Annotated in this window: 30 protein-coding genes; 17 read left to right on the top strand and 13 right to left on the bottom strand. The window is 62.8% G+C overall.

Annotation, left to right across the window (positions count from 1 at the left end; genetic code table 11):
- Nucleotides 1-13: 13 nt before the first annotated feature.
- From rsmG to hemE, 6 genes are all read right to left on the bottom strand, one after another.
- Nucleotides 14-649 carry a 16S rRNA (guanine(527)-N(7))-methyltransferase RsmG gene (rsmG, locus tag AC3YMN_RS07465; protein WP_172121684.1) on the bottom strand — a complete coding sequence of 212 codons (636 nt, stop codon included), beginning with the start codon at nucleotides 647-649 and terminating at the stop codon, nucleotides 14-16.
- Nucleotides 642-2,513: a tRNA uridine-5-carboxymethylaminomethyl(34) synthesis enzyme MnmG gene (mnmG, locus tag AC3YMN_RS07460; protein ID WP_489889528.1), complete on the bottom strand. Its 1,872-nt coding sequence runs from the start codon at nucleotides 2,511-2,513 to the stop codon at nucleotides 642-644. Before mnmG ends, rsmG begins: the two co-directional genes overlap by 8 nt.
- A 68-nt stretch (nucleotides 2,514-2,581) precedes the next feature.
- Complete coding sequence (mnmE, locus tag AC3YMN_RS07455) at nucleotides 2,582-3,877, bottom strand: tRNA uridine-5-carboxymethylaminomethyl(34) synthesis GTPase MnmE (protein WP_489889527.1); 1,296 nt, start codon at nucleotides 3,875-3,877, stop codon at nucleotides 2,582-2,584.
- A gap of 22 nt (nucleotides 3,878-3,899) precedes the next feature.
- Nucleotides 3,900-5,165: a transcription termination factor Rho gene (gene rho / locus AC3YMN_RS07450; RefSeq protein ID WP_127754956.1), complete on the bottom strand. Its 1,266-nt coding sequence runs from the start codon at nucleotides 5,163-5,165 to the stop codon at nucleotides 3,900-3,902.
- Between the two features lie 172 nt (nucleotides 5,166-5,337).
- The gene (hemJ, locus tag AC3YMN_RS07445; RefSeq protein WP_127754957.1) at nucleotides 5,338-5,763 is read right to left on the bottom strand and encodes a protoporphyrinogen oxidase HemJ; all 426 of its coding nucleotides are present in this window, start codon (nucleotides 5,761-5,763) and stop codon (nucleotides 5,338-5,340) included.
- Nucleotides 5,764-5,768: 5 nt separating this feature from the next.
- A complete protein-coding gene (gene hemE / locus AC3YMN_RS07440; protein ID WP_127755388.1) occupies nucleotides 5,769-6,794 on the bottom strand; it encodes a uroporphyrinogen decarboxylase in 1,026 nt (341 codons plus the stop codon).
- A 448-nt stretch (nucleotides 6,795-7,242) separates the two neighbouring features.
- Here hemE and AC3YMN_RS07435 point away from each other — a divergent pair, with 448 nt between their 5' ends.
- From AC3YMN_RS07435 to dnaQ, 4 genes are read left to right on the top strand one after another with little or no spacing between them, the layout of a single operon-like run.
- On the top strand, nucleotides 7,243-7,851 hold the full coding sequence (locus AC3YMN_RS07435; RefSeq protein ID WP_489889526.1) for a Maf family protein: 609 nt from the start codon (nucleotides 7,243-7,245) through the stop codon (nucleotides 7,849-7,851).
- The gene (locus AC3YMN_RS07430; RefSeq protein ID WP_489889525.1) at nucleotides 7,848-8,675 is read left to right on the top strand and encodes a shikimate dehydrogenase; all 828 of its coding nucleotides are present in this window, start codon (nucleotides 7,848-7,850) and stop codon (nucleotides 8,673-8,675) included. Before AC3YMN_RS07435 ends, AC3YMN_RS07430 begins: the two co-directional genes overlap by 4 nt.
- Nucleotides 8,676-8,677: 2 nt before the next feature.
- Nucleotides 8,678-9,274, top strand: coding sequence for a dephospho-CoA kinase (gene coaE, locus AC3YMN_RS07425; protein ID WP_489889524.1), 597 nt, complete (start codon nucleotides 8,678-8,680; stop codon nucleotides 9,272-9,274).
- Nucleotides 9,271-9,993, top strand: coding sequence for a DNA polymerase III subunit epsilon (gene dnaQ, locus AC3YMN_RS07420; protein ID WP_489889523.1), 723 nt, complete (start codon nucleotides 9,271-9,273; stop codon nucleotides 9,991-9,993). Before coaE ends, dnaQ begins: the two co-directional genes overlap by 4 nt.
- Nucleotides 9,994-10,054: 61 nt before the next feature.
- On the opposite strand, the gene secB is transcribed toward dnaQ, so the two are convergent.
- Both secB and AC3YMN_RS07410 read right to left on the bottom strand, forming a co-directional pair.
- Complete coding sequence (secB, locus tag AC3YMN_RS07415; protein WP_127754962.1) at nucleotides 10,055-10,594, bottom strand: protein-export chaperone SecB; 540 nt, start codon at nucleotides 10,592-10,594, stop codon at nucleotides 10,055-10,057.
- Nucleotides 10,595-10,674: 80 nt separating this feature from the next.
- Nucleotides 10,675-11,130 carry an FxsA family protein gene (locus AC3YMN_RS07410; protein WP_489889522.1) on the bottom strand — a complete coding sequence of 152 codons (456 nt, stop codon included), beginning with the start codon at nucleotides 11,128-11,130 and terminating at the stop codon, nucleotides 10,675-10,677.
- A 161-nt stretch (nucleotides 11,131-11,291) separates the two neighbouring features.
- Here AC3YMN_RS07410 and AC3YMN_RS07405 point away from each other — a divergent pair, with 161 nt between their 5' ends.
- From AC3YMN_RS07405 to AC3YMN_RS07395, 3 genes are read left to right on the top strand one after another with little or no spacing between them, the layout of a single operon-like run.
- A complete protein-coding gene (locus AC3YMN_RS07405; RefSeq protein WP_489889521.1) occupies nucleotides 11,292-12,005 on the top strand; it encodes a Tim44/TimA family putative adaptor protein in 714 nt (237 codons plus the stop codon).
- 18 nt (nucleotides 12,006-12,023) lie between these two features.
- On the top strand, nucleotides 12,024-12,614 hold the full coding sequence (locus tag AC3YMN_RS07400; protein WP_489889520.1) for a Smr/MutS family protein: 591 nt from the start codon (nucleotides 12,024-12,026) through the stop codon (nucleotides 12,612-12,614).
- Complete coding sequence (locus tag AC3YMN_RS07395; protein ID WP_172121695.1) at nucleotides 12,611-12,976, top strand: helix-turn-helix domain-containing protein; 366 nt, start codon at nucleotides 12,611-12,613, stop codon at nucleotides 12,974-12,976. Before AC3YMN_RS07400 ends, AC3YMN_RS07395 begins: the two co-directional genes overlap by 4 nt.
- A gap of 155 nt (nucleotides 12,977-13,131) precedes the next feature.
- On the opposite strand, the gene hslU is transcribed toward AC3YMN_RS07395, so the two are convergent.
- The 3 genes from hslU to hslV are packed head-to-tail and all read right to left on the bottom strand — an operon-like array spanning nucleotide 13,132 to nucleotide 15,517.
- Nucleotides 13,132-14,442: an ATP-dependent protease ATPase subunit HslU gene (gene hslU, locus AC3YMN_RS07390; RefSeq protein ID WP_489889519.1), complete on the bottom strand. Its 1,311-nt coding sequence runs from the start codon at nucleotides 14,440-14,442 to the stop codon at nucleotides 13,132-13,134.
- Nucleotides 14,439-14,960 (bottom strand): GNAT family N-acetyltransferase, encoded by a 522-nt coding sequence (locus AC3YMN_RS07385; protein WP_489889518.1) that lies wholly within the window; start codon nucleotides 14,958-14,960, stop codon nucleotides 14,439-14,441. The genes hslU and AC3YMN_RS07385 overlap by 4 nt, the downstream gene beginning before the upstream one ends.
- Complete coding sequence (hslV, locus tag AC3YMN_RS07380) at nucleotides 14,957-15,517, bottom strand: ATP-dependent protease subunit HslV (protein WP_127754969.1); 561 nt, start codon at nucleotides 15,515-15,517, stop codon at nucleotides 14,957-14,959. The genes AC3YMN_RS07385 and hslV overlap by 4 nt, the downstream gene beginning before the upstream one ends.
- Nucleotides 15,518-15,632: 115 nt before the next feature.
- On the opposite strand from hslV, the gene hisB reads away from it, so the two are divergent.
- The 8 genes from hisB to coaA all read left to right on the top strand — a co-directional run bounded on the left by hisB (nucleotide 15,633) and on the right by coaA (nucleotide 20,487).
- Complete coding sequence (gene hisB / locus AC3YMN_RS07375) at nucleotides 15,633-16,250, top strand: imidazoleglycerol-phosphate dehydratase HisB (RefSeq protein ID WP_489889517.1); 618 nt, start codon at nucleotides 15,633-15,635, stop codon at nucleotides 16,248-16,250.
- A gap of 118 nt (nucleotides 16,251-16,368) precedes the next feature.
- Entirely contained in the window at nucleotides 16,369-16,716 is a 348-nt protein-coding gene (locus AC3YMN_RS07370) for a DUF2628 domain-containing protein (RefSeq protein WP_489889516.1), read from the top strand.
- Nucleotides 16,713-17,366 carry an imidazole glycerol phosphate synthase subunit HisH gene (gene hisH, locus AC3YMN_RS07365; RefSeq protein ID WP_489889515.1) on the top strand — a complete coding sequence of 218 codons (654 nt, stop codon included), beginning with the start codon at nucleotides 16,713-16,715 and terminating at the stop codon, nucleotides 17,364-17,366. Before AC3YMN_RS07370 ends, hisH begins: the two co-directional genes overlap by 4 nt.
- A complete protein-coding gene (gene hisA, locus AC3YMN_RS07360) occupies nucleotides 17,363-18,094 on the top strand; it encodes a 1-(5-phosphoribosyl)-5-[(5-phosphoribosylamino)methylideneamino]imidazole-4-carboxamide isomerase (protein WP_489889514.1) in 732 nt (243 codons plus the stop codon). Before hisH ends, hisA begins: the two co-directional genes overlap by 4 nt.
- Complete coding sequence (locus AC3YMN_RS07355; RefSeq protein WP_489889513.1) at nucleotides 18,095-18,412, top strand: hypothetical protein; 318 nt, start codon at nucleotides 18,095-18,097, stop codon at nucleotides 18,410-18,412. It abuts the gene before it with no gap.
- 4 nt (nucleotides 18,413-18,416) lie between these two features.
- Complete coding sequence (gene hisF, locus AC3YMN_RS07350) at nucleotides 18,417-19,220, top strand: imidazole glycerol phosphate synthase subunit HisF (protein WP_489889512.1); 804 nt, start codon at nucleotides 18,417-18,419, stop codon at nucleotides 19,218-19,220.
- The gene (locus AC3YMN_RS07345) at nucleotides 19,217-19,534 is read left to right on the top strand and encodes a phosphoribosyl-ATP diphosphatase (protein ID WP_489889511.1); all 318 of its coding nucleotides are present in this window, start codon (nucleotides 19,217-19,219) and stop codon (nucleotides 19,532-19,534) included. Before hisF ends, AC3YMN_RS07345 begins: the two co-directional genes overlap by 4 nt.
- Nucleotides 19,534-20,487 (top strand): type I pantothenate kinase, encoded by a 954-nt coding sequence (coaA, locus tag AC3YMN_RS07340; RefSeq protein ID WP_489889510.1) that lies wholly within the window; start codon nucleotides 19,534-19,536, stop codon nucleotides 20,485-20,487. The genes AC3YMN_RS07345 and coaA overlap by 1 nt, the downstream gene beginning before the upstream one ends.
- A gap of 3 nt (nucleotides 20,488-20,490) precedes the next feature.
- Here the strand turns inward: coaA and AC3YMN_RS07335 are convergent, their stop codons facing one another.
- A complete protein-coding gene (locus tag AC3YMN_RS07335) occupies nucleotides 20,491-20,841 on the bottom strand; it encodes a VOC family protein (protein WP_489889509.1) in 351 nt (116 codons plus the stop codon).
- A gap of 116 nt (nucleotides 20,842-20,957) precedes the next feature.
- On the opposite strand from AC3YMN_RS07335, the gene dapB reads away from it, so the two are divergent.
- Complete coding sequence (dapB, locus tag AC3YMN_RS07330) at nucleotides 20,958-21,788, top strand: 4-hydroxy-tetrahydrodipicolinate reductase (RefSeq protein WP_489889507.1); 831 nt, start codon at nucleotides 20,958-20,960, stop codon at nucleotides 21,786-21,788.
- The gene (locus tag AC3YMN_RS07325) at nucleotides 21,785-22,399 is read left to right on the top strand and encodes a 2,3-bisphosphoglycerate-dependent phosphoglycerate mutase (protein WP_489889506.1); all 615 of its coding nucleotides are present in this window, start codon (nucleotides 21,785-21,787) and stop codon (nucleotides 22,397-22,399) included. Before dapB ends, AC3YMN_RS07325 begins: the two co-directional genes overlap by 4 nt.
- Here the strand turns inward: AC3YMN_RS07325 and AC3YMN_RS07320 are convergent.
- The gene (locus AC3YMN_RS07320; protein WP_489889505.1) at nucleotides 22,396-23,271 is read right to left on the bottom strand and encodes a methylated-DNA--[protein]-cysteine S-methyltransferase; all 876 of its coding nucleotides are present in this window, start codon (nucleotides 23,269-23,271) and stop codon (nucleotides 22,396-22,398) included. The two genes, AC3YMN_RS07325 and AC3YMN_RS07320, sit on opposite strands and share 4 nt — an antisense overlap.
- Between the last annotated feature and the right edge of the window lie 26 nt (nucleotides 23,272-23,297).

The following is a 23,297-nucleotide window of genomic DNA, read 5'->3' as shown; positions in this document are numbered from 1 at the left end:
CAGTACACCGCTGCTAGCGAGATCTCAGTCCAGTGAGTTCAAGCAGCACGCCATGCGGATCAGTGTCGCTTCGCGCTACTACCACGTCGAACGCCCATAAAGCACGCGATTCGCTGATCTCTTCACCATATTCGCGGCCTTTGTGCAGCAGTGCACGGGTGTTGCGGCCGAAAAACGGCTGCATCATGCCGCAGAGCTGCGGTAGTGCCGCCAAGGCGCGTGAAGTGATCACGTCGGGAACCGCTGTTTCACGTGAATCAATCTCGTTGCTGCGCTTGGGAATCACGGTGACTGCCAGACCAAGCTCACGCGCGACGGTGCGCAGGAAGCTTACCTTGCGGCCTGTGGGCTCAACCAGGGTGAACTGCGCCGGGGTGTCCTTCAGCGCGATCGCCATTGGCAAAGCTGGCAGTCCGCCGCCGCTGCCGAGATCGAGAAACTTCCGGTCTTCCGCCCGAACAAGAGCCAAGGTTTGCAGACTATCGGCAAAGTGGCGCGTCCAGACCTGGTCCAGTGTTTCACGTGAAACCAGATTCTGCACCGCCTGCCAGCGCCGCAACAGCCCCTCATAAGCTTGCAGATCGGCCTCTACTTCGGCCCGACTACGAGAAAAATACTGGGCGTAGCGTTCTATACTGCTGTTAGGCACTGGCACGATGCCTCACATCCCGGCGTCGGATAGCAGCCAGAACCAGGGTGATCGCGGCGGGGGTGACGCCATCCACCGCTTGCGCTTGGGCAATGGTCTGCGGCCGCGCCGAGCCAAGCTTCTGGCGCAGCTCACTCGATAGACCCGGCAGCGTCTGATAATCGAAATTATCGGGAATGCTGCGCTGCTCGTCCCGACGCACCGCCTCGATGTCCTTGCGCTGCCGATCCAGATACACGGCATATTGCGCGTCCACCACCAGTTGCTCGAGCGTCGGTACGGCAATGGTATCCAGCTCCGGCCAAAGCTTGCGCACATCATCGAAGGCGATGTCCGGATAAGACAACAGCTCAAAGGCAGAGCGAGATTGTCCATCGGCATTCACCGCAATCCCGGCCTTTCGTGCCACTGTGGGGCTGACGCGCAGGGTATGCAGCAGCGACCGGCCCGTAGTCAGGGCTGCGGCCTTTTCCTCGAACAGCTGCGAGCGCTGCTCACCCACGAGCCCGCACTCGATCCCCAGCTTGGTTAGGCGCTGATCGGCATTGTCGGCGCGTAGGTGCAGGCGGAACTCCGCCCGCGAAGTGAACATGCGATAGGGTTCGGTCACGCCGCGGGTAACCAAATCATCCACCATGACCCCGATATAGCTCTGGGTACGCGAGAGGACCAGTGGCGCCCGCCCCCGCACTACCGCGGCAGCGTTGGCACCGGCTAGCAGACCTTGCGCCCCTGCCTCCTCATATCCGGTCGTGCCGTTGATCTGCCCTGCCAGGTACAATCCGGGCTGGCGTTTTAGTTCAAGCGTGGCCCGCAGCTCCCGCGGATCGACATAGTCATATTCAATTGCATAGCCTGGGCGAACAATCCGCACCTGCTCCAACCCCGGCATGGAGCACAGGAACGCCGCTTGCACGTCCTCGGGCAGCGAAGTCGATAGGCCATTGGGATAAACCGTCGTGTCGTCCAACCCTTCTGGCTCCAGAAAAATCTGGTGACTATCGCGATCGGCAAAGCGGACGATCTTGTCCTCAATAGATGGGCAATAGCGCGGGCCACGGCTCTGGATGCGCCCCGAATACATCGCCGAGCGATGCAGGTTCTCGGCTATGATGCGATGCGTGTCGGCTGTGGTACGAGTGATATGGCATTCCACCTGCGGCGTCGTGATCGCAGCCGTGAGCATGGAAAAGGGTTCGGGTGGCGTGTCACCAGGTTGGGCTTCCAGCTGCTTGTAATCAATGGTCGTACCATCGAGGCGGGCCGGCGTGCCGGTTTTAAGGCGGCCAAGCTGCAGACCGAGTTGCTCTAGCCGCGCCGACAACCCGAGAACCGGCCCTTCCCCGAACCGCCCCGCCGGCGTGGTTTCTTCACCCCGATGGATCAAGCCCCGCAAAAACGTGCCGGTGGTCAGCACCACGCTTTTGGTGCTGAAACGACGCCCATCGAGAAGCACTACCCCCGACACCTTGCCGTCAGCGCCGACGCTGATGTCATCGACTTCGCCCTCGATAACCTGCAGGTTCGTCTGCGCCGCGACGGCTGCCTGCATAGCCTGGCGATAAAGCTTGCGATCTGCTTGGGCGCGTGGCCCGCGCACCGCCGGGCCTTTGCGGCGATTGAGCACCCGGAACTGGATTCCGGCGGCGTCGGCAACGCGGCCCATCAAGCCGTCGAGCGCATCGATCTCGCGCACCAAGTGTCCCTTGCCCAAGCCGCCGATGGCCGGATTGCAGCTCATCTCGCCAATGGTGGCAAACCGATGGGTGATCAGCGCCGTCGGCACACCCATGCGGGCTGAGGCGGCCGCGGCCTCACAGCCGGCATGGCCCCCGCCCACCACGATCACTCCGAACTCAGTCATTCCGCAAACTCCAACAACCCGTGAAGCAATGTTCCACGTGAATCATTGCCGGCATCGCACAGCCCGGCTTATTTGCCGATACAGAAGCTTGTGAACAGTCGGTCCAGCACCATTTCCGGATCGAGCCGGCCCACCAGCCGCTCCAGGGCACTCGAGGCCAACCGCAACTGCTCAGCAGCAAGCTCGGGTTCATCGAGCAGCCGCATGGCCCAACCCAGCGCTTCCCGTGCCGCCACCAAGGCTGCACGATCGCGCTCGCGGCTCAACAGCGCCGGCTCGCCGCCGGTGTAATCTTGCCCTAAATCAGCTAGGCGCTGCAACAACTGCTCCACGCCGCTGCCATCCAGCGTCGACACTGCCAGATCAGTATTTGGGCTCACCTGACCCATGTCGGCCTTGGTGCTGACCCGCAGCAATGGCGCCAAATCTGCCGGGGGCTCAACGGGCTCGATGTCCGGCGCCTCAAGCCAGAGCACGAGGTCGGCACTCTGCATGGCTTGACGGGCCCGGCGGATGCCTTCTGCTTCGGCCTTGCTGTCGGTGTCACGCAACCCCGCGAGATCGAGCAGCACGAATAGCTGCCCACCAATATCAAGCGGCACTTCGCGCACATCGCGCGTCGTGCCCGCCTCATCGGTGACAATGGCAATGTTCGAACGCGCCAAGGCGTTGAGCAGACTGGACTTTCCGACATTGGGAGGGCCGGCGAGCGCCACGCGAACACCCTCGCGCACGATCCGGCCATGCTCGACGCTGCTCAGCGCTTGGGCGATATCTTGATCAAGCGCCGCAATGCTACGACCAAAGCCTTCCGGCAGGGCTTCCCCGACATCGCCCTCGTCGGAAAAATCGAGCCGTGCTTCGATTTCGGCTCGAAGATCGAGCAATTGCTCGCGCCAGCCGGCAATCTTGCTGCTGAGCCCGCCTTCCAGCCGCGCCAGCGCCTGGCGACGCTGGTTCTCGGTTTCCGCTTCCAAAAGATCGCCTAGCCCTTCGACTTCGACGAGATCGAGCTTGCCATTCTCGAAGGCGCGCCGGGTGAACTCACCAGCTTCGGCGAGGCGTGCCCCCTGCCCCACGAGTAATTTGAGAATGGCGCGCACGCCGGCCGGCGATCCATGCACCTGCAATTCGGCGCAATCTTCGCCGGTAAAGCTCCTGGGGCCCGGGAAAAACGCCACGAGACCCCGATCGAGTGCCGTGCCAGCACCAATGCTGCGCAAGGTGAGCTGCCGCGGCTTGGGCACGACGCCCGTCACCGCCAGGAGCAGCTCTTGCACCGCGGGACCCGACAGCCGGATCACCGCCACGCCCGAAGGCGTCGCGCCGGACGACAATGCTACAATCGTATCGCCCAGGCGCATTGATCCACCCTCGCCCTGCGGCTCAGGTATTCATCGAATCAAAGAAATCCGAATTGGTTTTGGTCTGGCGGATCTTGTCGGTGAGGAATTCCATGGCATCGATCGTTCCCATGGGCGTGAGGATCCGGCGCAGCACATACATCTTCTTGAGAATGTCGGCCTCCACCAGCAGCTCTTCCTTGCGGGTGCCCGACTTGGTGATGTCGAGCGCGGGGAAGATGCGCTTGTCGGCAACCTTGCGATCAAGAATGATTTCGGAGTTACCCGTGCCCTTGAACTCTTCAAAGATCACTTCGTCCATGCGCGAGCCGGTATCGATCAGCGCGGTCGAAATGATGGTCAGCGAACCGCCATCCTCGATGTTGCGCGCCGCACCGAAGAAGCGCTTGGGCCGCTGCAGGGCGTTGGCATCCACGCCGCCGGTCAGAACCTTGCCCGAGCTTGGCACGACGGTGTTGTAGGCGCGGCCAAGGCGGGTGATGGAGTCGAGGAGGATCACCACGTCGCGCTTGTGCTCGACGAGGCGCTTGGCTTTTTCGATCACCATTTCGGCGACCTGAACGTGGCGGCTGGCGGGCTCGTCAAAGGTCGAGGAGATGACTTCGCCGCGAACCGAGCGCTGCATGTCGGTCACTTCTTCGGGCCGTTCGTCGATCAGCAGCACAATGAGATAGCATTCGGGATGGTTGGTAGCGATCGACTGCGCGATGTTCTGCAGCAGCACTGTCTTGCCCGTGCGCGGGGGTGCGACGATCAAAGCACGCTGCCCCTTGCCCAGGGGTGCCACGAGATCGAGCACCCGCGCCGAGCGATCGCGAACCGTGGGGTCCGGCAATTCCATCCGCAGCCGCTCTTCGGGATAAAGCGGGGTCAGATTGTCGAAGTTGACCTTGTGGCGCACCGCCTCGGGATCTTCGAAATTGATGGTGTTGACCTTGACGAGGGCGAAATAGCGCTCGCCTTCCTTGGGGGAGCGAATCTGGCCTTCCACCGTGTCGCCGGTGCGCAAGCCGAAGCGGCGGATCTGCGAGGGGCTGATATAGATATCGTCCGGACCCGGCAGGTAGTTGGCATCGGGCGACCGCAAGAAACCGAAGCCATCGGGAAGAACTTCCACCACGCCTTCGCCAGTAATGTCGACTTCGCGCTCCGCCAACTGCTTGAGAATGGCGAACATCAACTCCTGCTTGCGCATGGTCGATGCATTTTCAACTTCGTGTTCTTCTGCGAACACAAGAAGTTCGGCCGGAGATTTGGCCTTGAGCTCGCTGAGCTTCATATTCTGCATGTAGAGGATGACCCTGCGGGAAATCGAAAAGGCGGAGAGGAGGGGGGTGTAAGGCCCCGCAAGCAACCTGGGCGGTCGCGAAAGCGCGGAAGCATTTCGTTTCAGATAGCCCGGCTTGCCGCTTATTTCAAGCGACAAGCGCGGTGCAATGGCGTTTTTCGCATCCGTACGGCTAGAACGGCCGCACGATCACGGCAATGACGATGCCGATCATCAAGACGGTCGGCACCTCGTTGATGATGCGGAAATAGCGTTGCGGCTTGGTGTTGGCGTCCGCGGCAAAGTTCTTGGTGTGGCGCACGAGAATGCCATGGCACGCCGTCAGCCCAATCACAAACGCCGCCTTGAGCCACGGCCAACCCTGGCTCCAGTCGACCGCGCCCATATGGATCATCCATAGTCCGAAGACGAAAGTGGCGATCATGGCGGGGTTGATGATCCCCTTGAGCAGCCGCCGCTCCATGATCTTGAAGGTTTCCGATTGCTCCGTGCCCGGGGTGGTGACGGAGTGATAAACGAACAAACGCGGCAGATAGAGCATGCCCGCCATCCAGGCGATAACGGCAATCACATGCCCCGCTTTAACCCATTCATACATGCCCGCTACCCGTTTTTGACCAGCTCGACCAACCGCTCGACATGGGCGATCGGCGTTTGCGGCACAATGCCGTGCCCCAGATTGAAGATATGCGGACGATCGGCAAAGGCGGCGATGATCTGGCGCGCCCGCTCTTCCATCTGCGGGCCACCGGCAACCAGCCGCAGCGGATCAAGATTGCCTTGGACCGCCATCCCGGGTGGCACCGCGTTCTGGGCAAAGCCGAGCGGAGTGGAATAATCCAGACCCACGGCATTCACCCCCGTCGCGGCGACATAGGCGGCGATGTTGCCGGCCGCGCCACGGGGAAAGCCGATGATCGGCGCATTGGGCACGCGCTGGCGTACGCCTTCGACGATCCGCCGATTGGGTTCAATCACCTGTGTGCGGAACGCTTCTTCGTCGAGATTGAGGGCCCAGCTTTCAAACAGCTGCACCACATCGGCGCCCGCTTGAAATTGCGCCACGAGATAATCGATGCTGGCTTGTACCAGGATGTCCATCAAAGCCGCAAAGGCCGCCGGCTCCTGCAGCGCAAATAACCGCGCCGCCGCCTGATCGGGCGAACCGCGTCCGCCGATCATATAAGTGGCCACGGTCCAGGGCGAACCGCAAAAGCCGATCAGCGTCTTGTCGGCGGGCAGTTCGTGCTTGAGGCGCCGCAAGGTTTCAAACACCGGCGCCAGATGCTCGAGCACCCGTTCCGGACGAAGTTGACCCAGGGTCTGCGCGGTGATGGGCTCGAGCAGGGGGCCTTCGCCTTGTTCAAAGCGAACCGATTGTCCCAGCGCATCGGGCACGACAAGAATGTCCGAAAACAAAATCGCTGCGTCGAGCGGGAACCGACGTAGGGGCTGCAGCGTCACTTCCACAGCCAAATCGGGCGAATAGCACAGATCAAGGAAACCTTTGGAGCGGGCCCGCACTTCCCGATACTCGGGGAGATAGCGTCCAGCCTGGCGCATGATCCAGATCGGGGGTCGTGCCTGTCGCTCACCGAGTACGGTGGCGAGAAGAGGCTTGAGGGCCACTTGGCTCACAGTGACTTTCCCTTCCAAACCCCTGAAAAGACTCTTGTTCTTAGTATCTCTATTATCATTGCGGTGTTTTGCTCTAATTCACGGGCATCCACAATCGCTGTGGTGGCGACACAGTTACGCAGGATTGCGGCGGCGAGGCTGTGAATCTAAATCAGCGGCGTTGCTTTGAGGGCCGATGCGCAAAAGGTTAACACGGCGTTAACCCGCGGACTCCCAGAGTCAAGCCAAAGGTTAAGGCTGTGTAAACCTGTCTCGCCGGCGGCTGGAGGGCAAAAAGTTTTCCCCAGAGTTCCCGCTGACTCTAAACGGCCCCCTCCCGGAGTCCAGATGTTAACGTTTTACGAAGCTGGTCGAACAACTCGGCGCCTGGCCGGAATCTATGAGTCAAGAACACAGAGATTGCTTGAGCTGTGGATAGCAGTGTGGAAAACATCCCGCCATGCTGATCCTTGCATCCCAAAGCGCAACCCGTAAGGCGTTGCTGATACAGGCAGGTTTGCGTTTCGCCGCACATCCTGCCGCTATCGACGAGCGCCTGACCGAAGCCACGATCCTCAACGAAGGGGGCGGGGGCAGGGCAGTCGCTATGGCCCTCTCTAGCGCCAAAGCCCTTAACATCTCCTTGCTCCATCCCGGCGCGCTGGTGATGGGCGCCGACCAGACCTTAACCTTTGGCGGACAGTTGCTGCACAAGCCAGCCGATCGCCAGCGGGCGGCCGCACAGTTGCGCCAACTCAGCGGCCAAACCCATCAACTCCATGCCGCCGTGGCGCTGGCGCGGGGAGGGGAGGTGGTGTGGAGCTTTGTTGACACCGTTGAGCTGACCATGCGCGGCATCAGCGATGCCGAGATCAAGGCGGTGCTGGATGCGGAAGGCGATGCCGTTCTGGCATCTGTCGGCTCCTATCGGCTGGAAGGGGCCTCCATTCAGCTGTTCGAACGGGTGCAAGGCGACTATTTCACCATTTTGGGGTTGCCCCTGTTGCCCCTCCTCGGGGCGCTTCGGCGCTTTGCCCCACACCTGTTGCTCGGAGCCAGCCAGTCTTGACCCGCAAAGCCTTTGTTATCGGCCACCCCATCGCCCATTCCCGCTCGCCCCTGATTCATGGCACCTGGCTGGCCGAACACGGGATCGATGGTACCTATGAGGCCATCGACGTGGCGCCTGCCGATCTGCCCGGCTTTTTTGGGCGCCTGCGTGGTGGGGAATTTGCCGGCGGCAATGTCACCATTCCCCATAAGGAAGCCGTGTTTCCCCTTTGCGACACGGTGGATCCACTGGCGCGCAGCATTGGTGCGGTCAATACGCTGGTGGCCGAGCATGGCCATGTGCACGGCACCAACACTGATTATCTCGGCTTTCTCGGCAATCTCGATCAGGGCGCGCCGGGCTGGTCCGAGGGGCTCGAAGCAGCCATCGTTCTTGGAGCAGGGGGCGCGGCCCGCGCGATCCTTGTCGCGCTGCAAAGCCGCAATATCCCGATCATCCTGCTCAACCGCACGCGCCAAACGGCCGATCGGTTGGCGCAGAGCATCGGCGGCGATATCGATGTTGCCGATCTGGAGGAGTTCAACAGCATCGCTCCATCAGCCGGTCTTGTGGTCAACACCAGCTCGGTTGGCATGCATGGCACCGGCTTTGCCGATTTTGACCTCGGCCAGTTGCGGCCCGATGTGTTGGTGACCGATCTGGTTTATGTGCCGCTGCAAACTCCCTTGCTCGCCGATGCGGCCGCCCGTGGCTTGCGCATAGTCGACGGTCTGGGCATGCTGCTCCATCAGGCCGTGCCGGGCTTTGCCGCCTGGTTCGGCATCCAGCCCGAGGTCACCCCGCAATTGCGCGCCCGGATCGAAGCCACTCTGGACCATTGAACATGTATCGCCTTGGCCTCACCGGCTCCATCGCTACGGGGAAATCTGCGGTCCTCGCGGCCTTCGCGGCCAGTGGCGTGCCGGTGTTTTCCGCCGATGCTGCCGTCGCCGAGCTTTACGCCGGCGCTGCCGCTCCGGCCGTCGAAGCGCTGTTTCCCGGCGTTATCGTCGACGGAGCCGTTGATCGCAGCCGGCTATCGCTGCAACTTGCAAAAAACCCCGGAAAGTTTGACCAGCTCGAAGCCCTGGTCCATCCCATGGTGCGCGCCCGCATCGCCCAGTTCCTCGCCGATGCGGCTGCAGCGGGCGAGACCCTTGCTGTTGTTGAAGTGCCGCTCCTTTATGAGACCGGCCATGATTATGGCTTTGATGGCGTAGCCGTCACGGTGGTTGACCCCGCGATTCAACGCGAGCGCGCGCTGGCCCGCGCCGGCATGACCGTGGATAAGCTGCAGACAATTCTTGCCCGCCAGCTCCCGCAGGCCGAAAAGCAGAAGCGCGCCGATTTCGTTTTCGATACGGGCAAGCCGCTCGCGGTCACGCAGGCTGAGGTGGCGGCCCTGGTCGAAGCCTTGCGGGCCCAGCAGGAACAAGCATGAACCGAGAAATCGTCCTTGATACCGAAACCACGGGCTTGTCTCCCGCCACGGGCGACCGGCTGGTGGAAATCGGCTGTGTCGAGCTGATCAACCATATCCCCTCGGGCAAGACCTACCATGTCTATATCAATCCCCAGCGCACCATGCCCGAAGAAGCATTTCGGGTGCACGGGTTGTCCGACGAATTTTTGGCCGACAAGCCCCTTTTTGCCGAGGTAGCCGAGGATTTCTGCCAGTTCATCGGCGATGCCACGCTGATCATTCACAACGCCCCATTCGACATGGGTTTTTTGAGCGCGGAGCTAGGCAAGCTTGGTCGCGGTGCCCTGCGCAACACGGTGATCGATACGGTGATGCTCGCCCGTGAGCGGCACCCCGGCGCTCGCGTGAGCCTTGATGCCTTGTGCAAGCATTACGGCATCGACAATTCGCGCCGGACTCTCCACGGCGCGCTGCTCGACAGCGAGATCCTCGCTGAGGTTTATCTCGAGCTGATCGGCGGCAAGCAGGTGAGCCTGGCGCTGGTGGCGGAAAACCGCGTTTCGGGCGCCGAGGCTCTTGCGAGCTTTGCAGCCGCCCCACGCCGGCCCTTGCCCCTGCCACCTCGGCTGACGCAAGCGGAACTGGCGGCCCACGCCGCCTTCATCGCTTCGCTTGGGCCCGAGGCGCTCTGGACCCAATTCGCCGCCGACGAAGTCCCGACCCGGCTCAGCGCCTGATCAACGAAAAACCCCGGACGCGAGCCCGGGGTTTGGTTTATTTAAATTGTGCCAGCCGAACTCAGTTCGGCTTGTCGCTTTCGGCATCGGCGGCAGTCACTGGGGCGGCAGCATTTGCGCCACCCGCATTCTGCTTGGCTGCGAGGGCCTGCAGGTTCTGGCGATAGATTGAAGCGAAATCCACCGGCTCCATCATCAGCGGCGGGAAGCCACCCTGCTGGGTCACGCTGGCGAGCACCTGGCGGGCAAACGGGAAGATCAGCCGCGGGCATTCGATCATCAGCAATTGGCTGAGCTGGGCTTCGGGGACATTGCGCAGCCGGAACACACCGCCATAGACCAGCTCCACCGCAAATAGCAGAGTGGTTTCGCGATTGGCCTTGGCATTGAGCGTGAGCTCGACGGCGAATACTTCGTCGGCCTGCTTTTTGACGGCGACGCTGATCGAAACATTAAAGGCCGGGTTGCCGCCGCCTGCCATGATCGAACCCGGTGCGCCCGGATTTTCAAACGACAAGTCGCGAATATACTGCCCAACCAGGTTCATGCTGGGGGCGGTGCTGGCCTGGGGTGCGGCGCTGCCCTGGGTCTCGTCAGCCATGATTGTGGGTCCTCTGTCCGGTTTTTCTTGCGCGCTGGCTAGCATCTTTGCTTCGGGCGAACAAGCCAAGCCCGGAGCGCCTATTTCTCGCGAAATTCGTCGTCGTCGAGGTCGATTGTGTCGGGGCGATCGATCCGCCGCTCGCTCCAGGCGCTTGAGCTTTGATAGCTGGCAGTACTCACCACTGTCATCCGCCTGGCAAGGCTCCGGTAGATCCAGCTGCGCACCGGCGGCAGCAGCAAGAACAGGGCAACAATGTCGGAGAAAAAGCCCGGCAGCACCAGGAGCACCGCGGCGATCCCCAGCATCATCGCATCGGCAATGGCGCGCGCCGGCATCTCGCCCCGGTTCATGCGCTGGCGCATTTGCGTCAGCACGCTCACCCCTTGCTGGCGCAACAGCACCGCGCCGAGGAGCGCCGCGAGGATCACGAGCCCCAGCGTTGGCCACAGGCCGATTGCCTGTCCCACCTTGATAAACAAGGCAATCTCGACAATAGGCAGCAGCAGCAGGGCAAACGGCAGATAGCGGATCACGCGAACACTCCTTGTTAAGCCAGATGCGGGGTGGCGCGACACAATGCAACTTGCCCGCTGGCGAACTGGTTTCGCCGTCAGCTTTGCCTATATATAGAAACACTTCGTGCGCATGCGAGCGCATCAGCGTCCTTTGCGGCGCTTCAAGCAAAGGTGCATTGATGGACGATTTTCTCGATCTGCCCACTCTCATTGTGATCGTGGTAGCCGTGATTGTTTTATTCCGGCTGCGTTCGGTGCTGGGAACGCGGACGGGAACGGAGCGTCCACCCGTCGAGCGCCGCAAGCCTGCCGAGGCCGCTGCCGCCGATGATACCGTCGTGCCGCTGCGCCCGCGTGGTGCCGGCCAACCTGAACTTGACGACGAGCGGCGCGCGCGCAAGCTCGAGGCCGAGATCGAGCAGCATTCGCGCGGCAATCAGCCTTTGGCACAGGGCATGCGCGACGTCGCGGCGGCCGACCCCACCTTTACGCCCAAATCCTTTCTCGATGGCGCCAAGCAGGCCTATGAAATGATCGTGACCGGCTTTGCCGCCGGCGACCGCGCTCTGCTCAAGACGCTGCTGGACAAGGACGTGTTTGACGGGTTCAACCGCGCTATCACCGACCGAGAAGCGGCGGGCCAGACCGTCGATTTCACCTTTGTGGGCCTCCCCAAGGTGGAAATCTCGGAAGCCGAGAACAATGGCAAGTCCGTTCTCGTGACCGTGCGCTTCCATGCAGAAGTGGTTTCGGCCACCCGCGACAAGGACGGCAATCTGGTTGAAGGCAATGCCGATCAGGTACAAACCGTCGCCGATGAATGGACCTTTGCGCGCAACCCCAAGTCGCGCGATCCCAATTGGAAGGTCATCACCACCAGCCAGCTCGACTGATCCGAGCCGGCCACCCCCATGTCCAAGCGTGATCCCAAGCGGCTGCCGCATGACTTCCACTTGTGGACGACGGTCGCCGCAACGGTGGATCCGCTCCGGCGCAAGGGGCTGATGCGCATGGGGGCTGGGCCGCTGCCCATGCCGCCGGCCGAAACGCCCGCTGAGCCCCCTGCGCGGCCCGCTCCCGGCAAGCCCAAGCCGCCCCGCAAACCGTTCCTCGCGCCGTACCAGGCGCCGCTCCCAAGCGCACCACCTCCCGAGCGCAGCATCGAGCCCGCCATCCATAAAAAGGTGCGCAAAGGCCGGATCGATATCGATGGCACCATCGATCTGCACGGCATGACCCAGAACGAAGCGCGCAGCGCGCTGCATCGCTATGTGCAATTGCGCTGGGCCCGTGGCGATCGCACGCTCCTCGTCATCACCGGCAAGGGTGCCCGTACCGACAATGACTACATTGCCGCCATGAACGAGCGCGGCGTTTTGCGCACCATGCTGCCGATCTGGCTGAGCGAGCCGGCGCTGTCGCCACTGGTATCAGGCTGGACCTTGGCGGCGCGCGGCCATGGCGGGGAGGGGGCGTGGTATGTGCGCCTGCGCCGCCAATGACCCCCCTTGGTGCTAAATTGCGCGCGCTGCGCGAAGAACGCGGCATCCAGCTCAAGGACATGGCAGCGGCGCTCCAGGTGTCGAGCGCCTATCTATCCGCTCTCGAGCACGGCCGGCGCGGCAAGCCCACCGGCTTTCTGCTCCACCGCATCATCGCTTATTTCAACGTCATCTGGGACGAAGCCGAGGAGCTGCAGCGCCTCGCCGAAATCAGCGACCCCAAGATAACCATCGACACCGCCGGCATGGTCCCCGAAGCCACCGAGCTCACCAACCGCCTCGCCGCCGATATCGGCAAGCTCACCGCCGAAGACCTCCGGTTCCTCCACACCGAACTGGTACGCCGCTCCACCCGCCGTTAGTTTCGAGCTGTTAGGGCCGGTGCTGTCTGTCGGCTCACCGCCCCAATCCCACCCCCGAGGGTTGGCTACTCAACATTTACGCGGCTGGAAGCCATCACACGGGCAAAATCAAAAGGGGTGAGAGAACCACCTCCCACCCCTTCACACCCAAAAGACTACAGCACGAACTTGCTCAGATCCGTGTCCGCCGCCAGCACGCCGACCTTTTCGGCCACGAAGGCCGCATCGATTCGGATGGTCTCGCCCTGCTTGTCCGGGGCCTCGAACGAAATGTCTTCCACCAGCCGCTCTAGCACCGTTTGCAGCCGCCGGGCGCCGATATTTTCCACCGACGAATTCACCCGCACCGCGGCATCGGCAATGGCCTCGATGGCATCCGGGGTGAATTCCAGCGTCACCCCTTCCGTGCCCATCAGCGCAACATATTGCTTGATGAGGCTCGCCTCGGTGTCGCTCAAAATTCCGATGAAGTCTTCGCGGGTCAGTGCCTTGAGTTCGACCCGGATCGGCAGGCGGCCCTGCAATTCGGGCAGCAGGTCCGAGGGCTTGCTCACATGGAACGCGCCCGAAGCGATAAACAGGATATGGTCGGTTTTGACCGGCCCATATTTGGTCGCGACGGTCGTGCCTTCGATCAGCGGCAACAGGTCGCGCTGCACGCCTTCGCGCGATGGCCCGCCCTGCACGCCGCCCTCGCGCGCCGCCACCTTGTCGATCTCGTCGATGAAGACGATGCCGTGGTTTTCCACCAGCTCGATCGATTCGGTCTTGAGCTGTTCCTGGTCGAGCAGCTTGTCGGCTTCCTCGGCGATCAGCGGCTCATAGGCATCCTTGACCTTGAGCTTGCGCTTGACCCCGCGCCCGCCCATTGCCGACTTGAACATGTCCGATAGATTGATCATGCCGATCCCGCCATTGGGCATGCCCGGCATCTCAAAACCACCAGTCGAGGGCGATGGGGTCAGCTCGATCTCGATTTCCTTGTCGTCGAGCTCGTTGGCCCGCAGCTTCTTGCGGAAGGAATCGCGGGTTGAAGGCGTGGCTGACGTGCCGACCAAGGCATCGAGCACCCGCTCTTCGGCATTATGATGCGCCTGGGCCTGCACATCGGCGCGGCGCTTGTCGCGCAGCACGGCAATGCCCGCTTCCACGAGGTCGCGGATGATCTGCTCCACATCCCGCCCGACATAGCCTACTTCGGTGAACTTGGTGGCTTCCACCTTGATGAATGGTGCTTGAGCCAACCTGGCGAGGCGGCGCGAAATTTCGGTCTTGCCGACGCCGGTCGGCCCGATCATCAAAATATTCTTTGGCGTCACTTCCCGGCGCAGCTCAGGGGGCAGCTGCTGGCGCCGCCAGCGATTACGCAGCGCCACGGCTACCGCGCGCTTGGCATCGGCTTGACCCACGATATTGCGGTCGAGCTCGCTGACGATCTCGCGCGGGGAAAAATTGGTTTCACTCATTTCGTTGTCTTTCCTGGTGCCTCGTCGAGCAAGCGCACCATCAGGTGTTCGTCGATATAACGACCGTTCACATAAAGAGACCGCGGTTCGGTCCCGTAGATTTCAAACCCAGCTTTCCGGTACAGCGCCAGGGCCGGTGCATTTTCTGCGCCAGCGGCCAGCAGCACCTGCTGGTGGCCGAGCTGTCTCGCACGGGCCACAGCCGCCTCGATCAGCGGCAGCCCCATGCCTTGGCCGCGCGCTCCAGGGCGGACATAAACGGTATAAAGATTGCCGATATGTCGCCGCTTGGCGCTCTGGCTCCAATACAGCCCGACCACGCCGCAGAGCCTTTCCGCAACAAAGCCACCAAACACGGCGCTGCCCGTCAGTTGATCGGTAAAGGCCTCGAGCGGTTGCTGGCTTTCCTCGCCATGATCGCCGCCAAAGGCTTCCGGTGTATCGAGCAGCGCTTCGAGCCGGATCGTCCGGAACGCTTCGGCATCCGCCGCCGTCAATTGCCGGACCGAAAAACTCACGCGTCCAGCTCGATGGTTTCCACCGTCACATTGCCATTGGTGTAGACGCAGATTTCCTCGGCGATCTTCATCGCCCGGCGCGCCACATCCTCGGCATCGAGCTCGGTTGCCTGGTGCAGGGCCAGCGCCGCCGAATGGGCGTAGTTGCCGCCCGAGCCGATGGCGATCACGCCATGATCGGGGGTCAGCACATCGCCATTGCCGGTCAGCACCAGCGTGTCCTTCTTGTCGGCCACGATCATCATGGCTTCCAGCCGCCGCAGATATTTGTCGCCGCGCCAGTCCTTGGCCAGCTCCACGGCCGCGCGCATCAGCTGGTCGGGATATTGCTCGAGCTTGGCTTCGAGGCGCTCAAAGAGGGTAAAGGCATCGGCGGTCGAGCCGGCAAAGCCGCCGATCACCTTGCCCCCGGCCAGGCGTCGCACCTTCTTGGCGCCGTGTTTCATCACGGTCTGGCCCATGGACACCTGGCCATCGCCAGCCACCACGACCTTGTTGCCCTTGCGCACGGAAACGATCGTCGTCCCGTGCCAGCCGGGGAATGCTGCATCACTCATGGGGAGAACTCCAGAACTTGTCGGTTCTTACTTAAGCGCAGCCCCGGTGATTTCAATGTGGGCGCGGGCGGGGCGCCACCTCGCTTCAATCCAATCTTTAAGGCTGCGGCGCTACATGCTAGGAGCCCGACGCCCGGAGGCCCCAATGCGCACTGCCACGATCGCCCGCAAGACCAACGAAACCGATATCCGCGTCTCCATCAATCTCGATGGCACCGGCAAGCACGCCATGGCGACGGGTGTCGGCTTTTTCGATCACATGCTCGACCAGCTGGCGCGCCATTCCCTGATCGACATGGAGATCAGCTGCACGGGCGATCTGCATATCGACTTCCACCACACGGTAGAGGATGTCGGCATTGCCCTGGGCCAAGCCATTCGCGAGGCCATCGGCGACAAGCGCGGCATCAACCGCTATGCCAGCTGCGATCTGCCCATGGACGGCACCTTGACCCGGGCAGCGCTCGATGTCTCGGGCCGCCCCTTCCTCGTGTTCCGCGCCCAGTGGAGCCGCGACAAGATCGGCGAGATCGACACCGAGCTGTTCCAGGAATTCTTCCAGGCCTTTGCGGTCAATGCCGGCATCACCCTCCACATCGAGAACTTCTACAGCGACAACAGCCACCATCTGGCCGAGTCCATGTTCAAGGCCGTCGCCCGTGCCCTGCGCGTGGCGCTCGAAATCGATCCGCGGGCAGCCGATCGCGTTCCCTCCACCAAGGGCACGCTCTAGGCTTTCACTGCGGCCCCTTTTGCCCTAATGGAGCAGCAGCGGGCGGGAACACCCCGCGCGGCAGGCCCACGCCCCGGGTCTGCCCTCCGCCGCGCTCTTTGTGCACTGGAGCCAACTGGTGACCTTTTACGCCATTTTTGACGCCAAGCCCGGCCAGGCCAATCTGCCCGTCGCCGTGGGGGATCGCTTCTCCTGGCTCGCCTTCTGGCTGCCGCCGGTTTTTGCCCTGCGCCATGGGCTCTGGCTCGAACTGCTGGCCTTTGTGCTCCTTGTCCTCGTGCTGGCTGTGAGTTCGCTCTGGCTGGGGCAGGGCGCCACCACAGCTCTTTATGGCGTGCTGGCCGCGTCGATCGGCTTTGCCGCGCCCGCGCTGCGCCGCGCCAAGCTGGCCCGCACCGGCTGGACCTATCGCCGTGAACTCTGGGCACCCTATCCCGAACAGGCTCAACTGGAGGCCCTGCAATGAGCCGCGTTGCCATCATCGATTACGGCGCAGGCAATCTGCACTCCGCCGCCAAAGCCTTCGAGCGGGTGGCAGGAAGCCTTGAGCATCCGCCGGAAATCCTCGTCACCGCCGACCCCGAAGTTGTCCGCCAGGCCGACCACATCATGCTGCCCGGCGTCGGCGCCTTTGCCGATTGCAAGCGCGGTCTCGATGCCGTGCCCGGCATGGTCGAAACCCTCAACAGCAAGGTCATCGCCAGCGGCACGCCGTTCCTGGGCATCTGCGTGGGCATGCAGCTCATGGCCGGCGAAGGCCGCGAGAAGGAAATCACCCCCGGCCTTGGCTGGATTCCCGGCCCCGTCGAGCGCATCACCCCCACCGATACCAGCCTCAAGATCCCCCATATGGGATGGAACACGCTTCGCTTCGAGCGCGCCCATGCCCTGTTGTCGGGGATCGCCGACGGCCCTGATGGGCTCCACGCCTATTTCGTGCATTCCTATCACCTGCGCCCCACCCATCCCGAGCATCTCATCGCCACTGCCGATTACGGCGGCCCGGTGACCGCTTGCGTTGGGCGCGACAATCTCTTTGGCGCGCAGTTCCACCCGGAAAAATCCCAAACCCTGGGCCTGCGCCTGATCGAAAACTTCCTGAGGTGGACGCCATGATCCTCTTCCCCGCCATCGACCTCAAGGATGGCCAATGCGTGCGCCTCAAGCTTGGGGACATGAACCAGGCCACCGTCTTCAACGACGATCCGGCCGCCCAGGCCAAGAGCTTTGAAGACCAGGGCTTTGAGTATCTCCACGTCGTTGACCTCAATGGCGCCTTTGCCGGCCAAAGCGTCAACGGCGCCGCGGTGGAAGCTATCCTTAAGTCCGTGAAATTTCCCGTCCAGCTCGGCGGCGGCATCCGCAATCTCGGCCATATCGAAGCCTGGTTGGAGAAGGGCCTAGCGCGCGTCATCCTCGGCACTGTCGCCGTGCGCGACCCCGCCCTCGTCAAGGAAGCCGCCCGCAAATGGCCCGGCCAGGTCGCCGTCGGCATCGACGCTCGCGCCGGCATGGTGGCGGTGGAAGGCTGGGCCGAGACCTCCGAGCTCAGCGTCATCGAGCTCGCCCAGCGCTTTGAAGGCGCTGGCGTTGCCGCCATCATCTATACCGATATCGACCGCGACGGCGTGCTCGCCGGTATTAATTGGGACTCGACCCTCGAGCTTGCCCGCGCCACCGGCATTCCGGTGATCGCCTCGGGGGGCTTGGCGTCCATGGCTGATATTGAGCGCCTGACCCAACCCGATGCGCAGGTGCTCGAAGGCGCGATCACTGGCCGTGCCCTTTACGATGGGCGCATTGATTCACGTGAAGCCCTGACCCTGCTGCGGCAGGCGGCCTGAATGGCGAACCGCTTTCCCTGGCGGTTCTACCTTCTGGCGCTCGCCGTAATCGTCTTTCTGGCCCTCCTGCCACTGATTTCGGTATGGCTGGCCACAGGTCTTGCCGATTGGCACAATTGCCAACTGGACGAAGGCTCTGTTCATGCCTGCATGATCGCCGGGGCCGATTGGGGGGAAGCGCTTTACGCCATGGCCCTGATGGGCTGGCTGATGCTGGCCAGCATTCCGTTCGGTGGCGGAGCCGTGCTGGTCTGGCTGATCATGCTTACTATTCACTGGCTGGCCTGGCGCCGGCACCATCGCCTGCCGCAAGGATAATCCGATGACTCTCAAGACCCGATTGATCCCCTGCCTTGATGTGATGGGTGGCCGCGTCGTCAAGGGCGTGCAGTTCGTTGACCTTCAGGATGCCGGCGATCCCGTCCAGGCTGCCATGGCCTATGATGCCGCCGGCGCCGATGAGTTGACCTTCCTCGATATTGCCGCCAGCCATGAAGGGCGCGACACCATTGTCGATGTGGTCCGCCGCACCGCCGAGCATTGCTTCATGCCGGTAACCGTTGGCGGCGGCGTGCGCACGGTCGAAGACATTCGTCGCCTGCTGCTGGCCGGGGCCGACAAGGTCGCGATCAACTCTGCCGCCGTCAGCGATCCCGATTTCATTGCTCGCGCCGCCGACAAGTTCGGCAATCAATGCATCGTCGTTTCCGTCGACGCCAAGGCCCGCGCCGAGGGGGCAGGTTGGGAAATCTGGACCCATGGCGGCCGCAAGCCCACTGGCATTGATGCGGTAGAATTTGCCACCCGCATGGTCGAGCGTGGCGCCGGCGAATTGCTCGTGACCTCCATGGACCGCGACGGCACCAAGACCGGCTTTGATCTGCCCCTCACCCGCACCATCGCCGATGCCGTGGAAGTCCCGGTGATCGCCTCCGGTGGCGTCGGCACGCTCGATCACCTCGTTGAGGGCGTCCGGGAAGGCCATGCCAGCGCCGTGCTGGCCGCCTCCATCTTCCACTTCGGCACCTTCACCATCCCCCAGGCCAAGCAGTACCTGCGCGACCACGGCATTGCTGTGCGCATGGACCCGCCCGATGTCGAACCCGAGCAAAGGATTGCCCCATGACCCTCGAGGAACTCGACGCCCGCATCGCTTTGCGCGCCCAAGCCTCCCCGGAAGAGAGCTACACCGCCAAGCTCCTGGCCCGGGGCATCGAAAAATCAGCGCAAAAGCTCGGCGAAGAAGCCACCGAAGCCGTGATTGCCGCCGTCACCGGCAATAAGCCTGAACTCACCAAGGAAGCTGCTGACGTGCTTTACCATCTGCTTGTCCTGCTGCGCGCGGCTGACGTGCCGCTGGCCGAGGTCATGGCCGAGCTTGACCGCCGCACCGCCCAGAGCGGGCTCGAGGAAAAAGCTTCGCGCGGCGCAGAGCACTGATGGCCAAGCTCAAGCGTCGTCCCCCCGAGCCCTATCACCACCTCACCAAGGCGCAATGGTCCAAGCTGCGCGCCGATGAGCCCATGACCCTGACGCGCGAGGATGTTGCGCGCCTGCGCACCCTCTCCGATCCCATTTCGCTCGAGGAAGCCGAGGAAGTCTATCTGCCGCTAACCCGGCTTCTGTCGTTCTATGTGGAAGCGGTGCAGAATCTGCACCAGGTTTCGACGCGCTTTCTGGGCACGCCCGACCAGCGCGTGCCCTTCATCATCGGCGTTGCGGGCTCGGTTGCCGTGGGCAAATCCACCACGGCCCGCATTCTTCAGGCGCTGCTGCGCCGCTGGCCGGCGAGCCCCAAGGTCGATCTCGTCACCACCGATGGCTTCTTGTACCCCAATGCCGTTCTGGCCGAGCGCGGCCTCATGGAGCGCAAGGGCTTTCCCGAGAGCTATGATCGCGCTCGCGTCGTCGGCTTCCTCGCCGATGTGAAATCGGGCAAGGGCAAGATCTCGGTGCCCGTTTATTCTCACCTCGTTTACGACGTCGTACCCGGCGAGGAAGTGGTGATCGATCGCCCCGATATCCTCATTGTCGAGGGGCTCAACATCCTGCAAACCGGCGAACTCCCCAAGACCGGGGACCCGATCCTCTTTGCCTCGGATTTCCTCGACTTCTCCATCTACATTGACGCCGACGAGGATGATCTGCGCGACTGGTACATGGAGCGGTTCTTCCGCCTGCGCGAAACCGCCTTCCGTGACCCCAATTCGTTCTTCCGCCGTTTTGCCGATATGACCGAGGAAGAGGCGGGGGCATTTGGGAACAAGGTCTGGGAAACCATCAACCTGCCCAATCTGCTCAACAATGTGCTGCCGACGCGTGGCCGCGCCGATCTGATCCTCAAAAAGGGCAAGAGCCATTTGATCGAGGAAGTGCGCCTGCGTCGCGTCTGACGCTTAGTACGTCCCCGGCCGCGGCTCGCTTAAGACGATCTGGTTGCCGTCGGGGTCGCGCAGCTTGGCGGTCTTGAAGAAATCACCCATCGATTTGGCCACCGGCTCGATGCCCACGCCTTTGAGCCGGTGCAATTCCCCCGCCAGATCATCGACGATCAGCGTCAGCGTCGATGCACCCGCCCGGTCCCCGTCGGTAATCAGCTGGATCCAGCCATCGGTTGGCAGTTTCCATTCGGCCACATCGCCCAGCGGGCGCGAATCGGCCTCCCGACCGAACAACAGCTCATACCAAGGCAGCGACTCGCCGAAATCGTCGACCGCGATGCCCGCAAGTGCATTGGTGATGGTCATGCAAGATCTACCCCGCCCTTAGAGTTTCCCAACCTAGCACGCCGGTCCCCGCGGGGCACGCAGTTGGCGCGGCCCGATGGCGCTGCTATAGGCAAAGCCGAAAATCGGAGTAGATGATGGCGGAACTGAGGGTAATCGTCGCGGGCGCCGGCGGGCGCATGGGCGCAGCTAATATTCGGGCGCTGGTCAACCATCCCGGCGTGGTGCTCCACGCCGCCCTGGATCGGCCCGGCTCAAGCGTGCTCGGGCGTGATGCCGGTACGCTAGCAGGGCTCGAAGCCCTCGGCATTCCGGTGGTCGATTCGATCGATACCGCGCTGCCCGGCGCCGACGCCATCATCGATTTCACCGCCCCCGCGGTCAGCGTCGCACTGGCACAGCGGGCCGCTGACACTGGCTTGATCCATGTGATCGGCACCACTGGTTGCACCCCCGAGGACGACTCGGCGATTGCCGCCGCTGCCAAGGCCGGCGCGCGCATCGTCAAATCAGGCAATTTCTCCCTCGGCATGGCCGTGCTCTCCAACCTCGTGGAACAGGCCGCTGCGGCTCTGGCCGACTACGACATCGAAATCGTTGAAATGCATCATAGCCGCAAGGTCGACGCCCCCTCGGGCAGCGCCCTCATCCTCGGGGAAGCGGCCGCGCGCGGTCGCGCCGTTTCACTGGAGGAAAAATCCGTGCGCGTGCGTGATGGCCATACCGGCCCGCGTGAAGCCGGCACGATCGGCTTTGCCACCCTGCGCGGCGGCACGGTCGTTGGCGATCACAGCGTCATCTTTGCCGGTCCCGGCGAGCGCCTCGAGCTCGGTCATCGCGCCGAAGACCGCTCCATCTTTGCCAATGGCGCCCTGCGCTCCGCGCTCTGGGCCCGCGATCAGGCCCCCGGCCTTTACACCATTGCCGATGTGCTCGGCCTCACCCAGTCATCAAGGACCTCATCATGACCGGCACCCTGATCCTTGTCCGTCACGGGCAAAGCGAATGGAACCTGCTCAACCTCTTTACCGGCTGGCGTAACCCCGACCTGACCGAGCAGGGGATGGAAGAGGCCCGCGCCACCGGCAAGGCGCTGAAGGCCGCGGGCATCGTGCCCGACCTTTATTATACCTCGGCTCTGCGCCGGGCCCAGCACACGCTCGATTTGATGCTCGAGGAAATGGGGGTTCTGAATTGCACCATCGTCCGCAACACTGCGCTCAATGAACGCGACTATGGCGACCTCTCGGGTCTCAACAAGGATGATGCCCGCGCCAAATGGGGTGAGGAGCAAGTGCTGATCTGGCGCCGCTCCTATGATGTGCCCCCTCCGGGCGGCGAATCGCTCAAGGACACGGCGGCCCGCACGCTGCCCTATTACGAAGCCGAGATCCTGCCGCGTCTCCAGGCCGGCGAAACCATTCTCATCGCTGCCCATGGCAACTCGCTGCGCGCCATGGTGATGGCCATTGAGGGGCTGACGCCCGAGCAGATCCTCAAGCGCGAGATCGCGACCGGCCAGCCCACGGTTTACGAGATCGGCGGCGACGGGGCGCTGGAGCGCCGCATCGAGCTCTAGGTTTCACGTGAAACCGGGTGGGTGGCCGAAATGACCCCGGCTTCCCACCCCAGGATCGCGCGCTTGCGCGGCACGCCCCAATGATAGCCGGTCAGCGCCCCTGAACTGCCCACCACTCGGTGGCAGGGTACCACAAAGCTGATCGGGTTCTTGCCCACCGCCGCCCCCACCGCCCGCGATGCCGAGGGCCGTCCCACCTGACGCGCCACCTCCGCATAGGTGCTGGCCTGCCCCAGTGGGATCGAAAGCAGCGTCTCCCACACCTTGACCTCGAAGTCGGTGCCGATCAGCACCACCCGCACCGGCTGCTCGGACGACCAATGCTCGGGCGAAAACACCTGGGCGACCATGGGCGCAATGCGCGCATCGTCGCGAATGAACCGGGCATTGGGCCAGCGCTGCGCCAGATCCTCGAAGGCCCGTTCGATGCTGGTCTCCCCATCGGCAAAGCCCAGCCCGGAAATACCGTAGTCGGTGGCAGTCACGACGGCGGTCCCGAACGGGGAGGGGGCCGCGCCCCAGATCATGTCGATCCCCGCGCCACCGGCCCGGAACACGCCGGGCGGCATCGCCTCATAGGTCACGAACAGATCATGTAGCCGCGAGGTCGAGGAGAGACCCACTTCATAGGTGGTGTCGAGTACGCTTTGCCGGCTCGCCAGCAGCGATTTGGCATGGTCGAGCGCCACTGCCTGGGCAAAGGATTTGGGCGTCAGCCCGCACCAGCGGCGAAACAATTCGCTGAGCGAACGCTCGCTTTGCCCCAGCGCGCGGGCGAACCGGGCGAGATCGAGTTCATCCGGGCCCGTTTCGCTGAGATAGCGAATGGCCGCGCGGATCGCCTCGTAATCATCGGCTGCGGATATGGTCACATGCGTGTTCATGGGGAAGAAGCTAG

This window comes from Devosia sp. Z11_6 (assembly GCF_058133665.1).
The sequence above is the reverse complement of the archived record's forward strand: the minus strand, read 5'-3'. Positions and strand labels throughout refer to the sequence as shown.

What these genes read in the sequence shown, in the direction of transcription:
- mnmG (WP_489889528.1), bottom strand. Translation starts at nt 2,513, where the DNA reads ATGACTGAGTTCGGAGTGATCGTGGTGGGCGGGGGCCATGCCGGCTGT.
- hslV (WP_127754969.1), bottom strand. Translation starts at nt 15,517, where the DNA reads ATGAGTGATGCAGCATTCCCCGGCTGGCACGGGACGACGATCGTTTCC.
- AC3YMN_RS07405 (WP_489889521.1), top strand. Translation starts at nt 11,292, where the DNA reads ATGGACGATTTTCTCGATCTGCCCACTCTCATTGTGATCGTGGTAGCC.
- rho (WP_127754956.1), bottom strand. Translation starts at nt 5,165, where the DNA reads ATGCAGAATATGAAGCTCAGCGAGCTCAAGGCCAAATCTCCGGCCGAA.
- hisF (WP_489889512.1), top strand. Translation starts at nt 18,417, where the DNA reads ATGACTCTCAAGACCCGATTGATCCCCTGCCTTGATGTGATGGGTGGC.
- AC3YMN_RS07325 (WP_489889506.1), top strand. Translation starts at nt 21,785, where the DNA reads ATGACCGGCACCCTGATCCTTGTCCGTCACGGGCAAAGCGAATGGAAC.
- AC3YMN_RS07400 (WP_489889520.1), top strand. Translation starts at nt 12,024, where the DNA reads ATGTCCAAGCGTGATCCCAAGCGGCTGCCGCATGACTTCCACTTGTGG.
- AC3YMN_RS07435 (WP_489889526.1), top strand. Translation starts at nt 7,243, where the DNA reads ATGCTGATCCTTGCATCCCAAAGCGCAACCCGTAAGGCGTTGCTGATA.
- coaE (WP_489889524.1), top strand. Translation starts at nt 8,678, where the DNA reads ATGTATCGCCTTGGCCTCACCGGCTCCATCGCTACGGGGAAATCTGCG.
- AC3YMN_RS07355 (WP_489889513.1), top strand. Translation starts at nt 18,095, where the DNA reads ATGGCGAACCGCTTTCCCTGGCGGTTCTACCTTCTGGCGCTCGCCGTA.
- dapB (WP_489889507.1), top strand. Translation starts at nt 20,958, where the DNA reads ATGGCGGAACTGAGGGTAATCGTCGCGGGCGCCGGCGGGCGCATGGGC.
- AC3YMN_RS07395 (WP_172121695.1), top strand. Translation starts at nt 12,611, where the DNA reads ATGACCCCCCTTGGTGCTAAATTGCGCGCGCTGCGCGAAGAACGCGGC.
- mnmE (WP_489889527.1), bottom strand. Translation starts at nt 3,877, where the DNA reads ATGCGCCTGGGCGATACGATTGTAGCATTGTCGTCCGGCGCGACGCCT.
- hisB (WP_489889517.1), top strand. Translation starts at nt 15,633, where the DNA reads ATGCTAGGAGCCCGACGCCCGGAGGCCCCAATGCGCACTGCCACGATC.
- hemJ (WP_127754957.1), bottom strand. Translation starts at nt 5,763, where the DNA reads ATGTATGAATGGGTTAAAGCGGGGCATGTGATTGCCGTTATCGCCTGG.
- hisH (WP_489889515.1), top strand. Translation starts at nt 16,713, where the DNA reads ATGAGCCGCGTTGCCATCATCGATTACGGCGCAGGCAATCTGCACTCC.
- hslU (WP_489889519.1), bottom strand. Translation starts at nt 14,442, where the DNA reads ATGAGTGAAACCAATTTTTCCCCGCGCGAGATCGTCAGCGAGCTCGAC.
- AC3YMN_RS07335 (WP_489889509.1), bottom strand. Translation starts at nt 20,841, where the DNA reads ATGACCATCACCAATGCACTTGCGGGCATCGCGGTCGACGATTTCGGC.
- dnaQ (WP_489889523.1), top strand. Translation starts at nt 9,271, where the DNA reads ATGAACCGAGAAATCGTCCTTGATACCGAAACCACGGGCTTGTCTCCC.
- hisA (WP_489889514.1), top strand. Translation starts at nt 17,363, where the DNA reads ATGATCCTCTTCCCCGCCATCGACCTCAAGGATGGCCAATGCGTGCGC.
- secB (WP_127754962.1), bottom strand. Translation starts at nt 10,594, where the DNA reads ATGGCTGACGAGACCCAGGGCAGCGCCGCACCCCAGGCCAGCACCGCC.
- coaA (WP_489889510.1), top strand. Translation starts at nt 19,534, where the DNA reads ATGGCCAAGCTCAAGCGTCGTCCCCCCGAGCCCTATCACCACCTCACC.
- AC3YMN_RS07345 (WP_489889511.1), top strand. Translation starts at nt 19,217, where the DNA reads ATGACCCTCGAGGAACTCGACGCCCGCATCGCTTTGCGCGCCCAAGCC.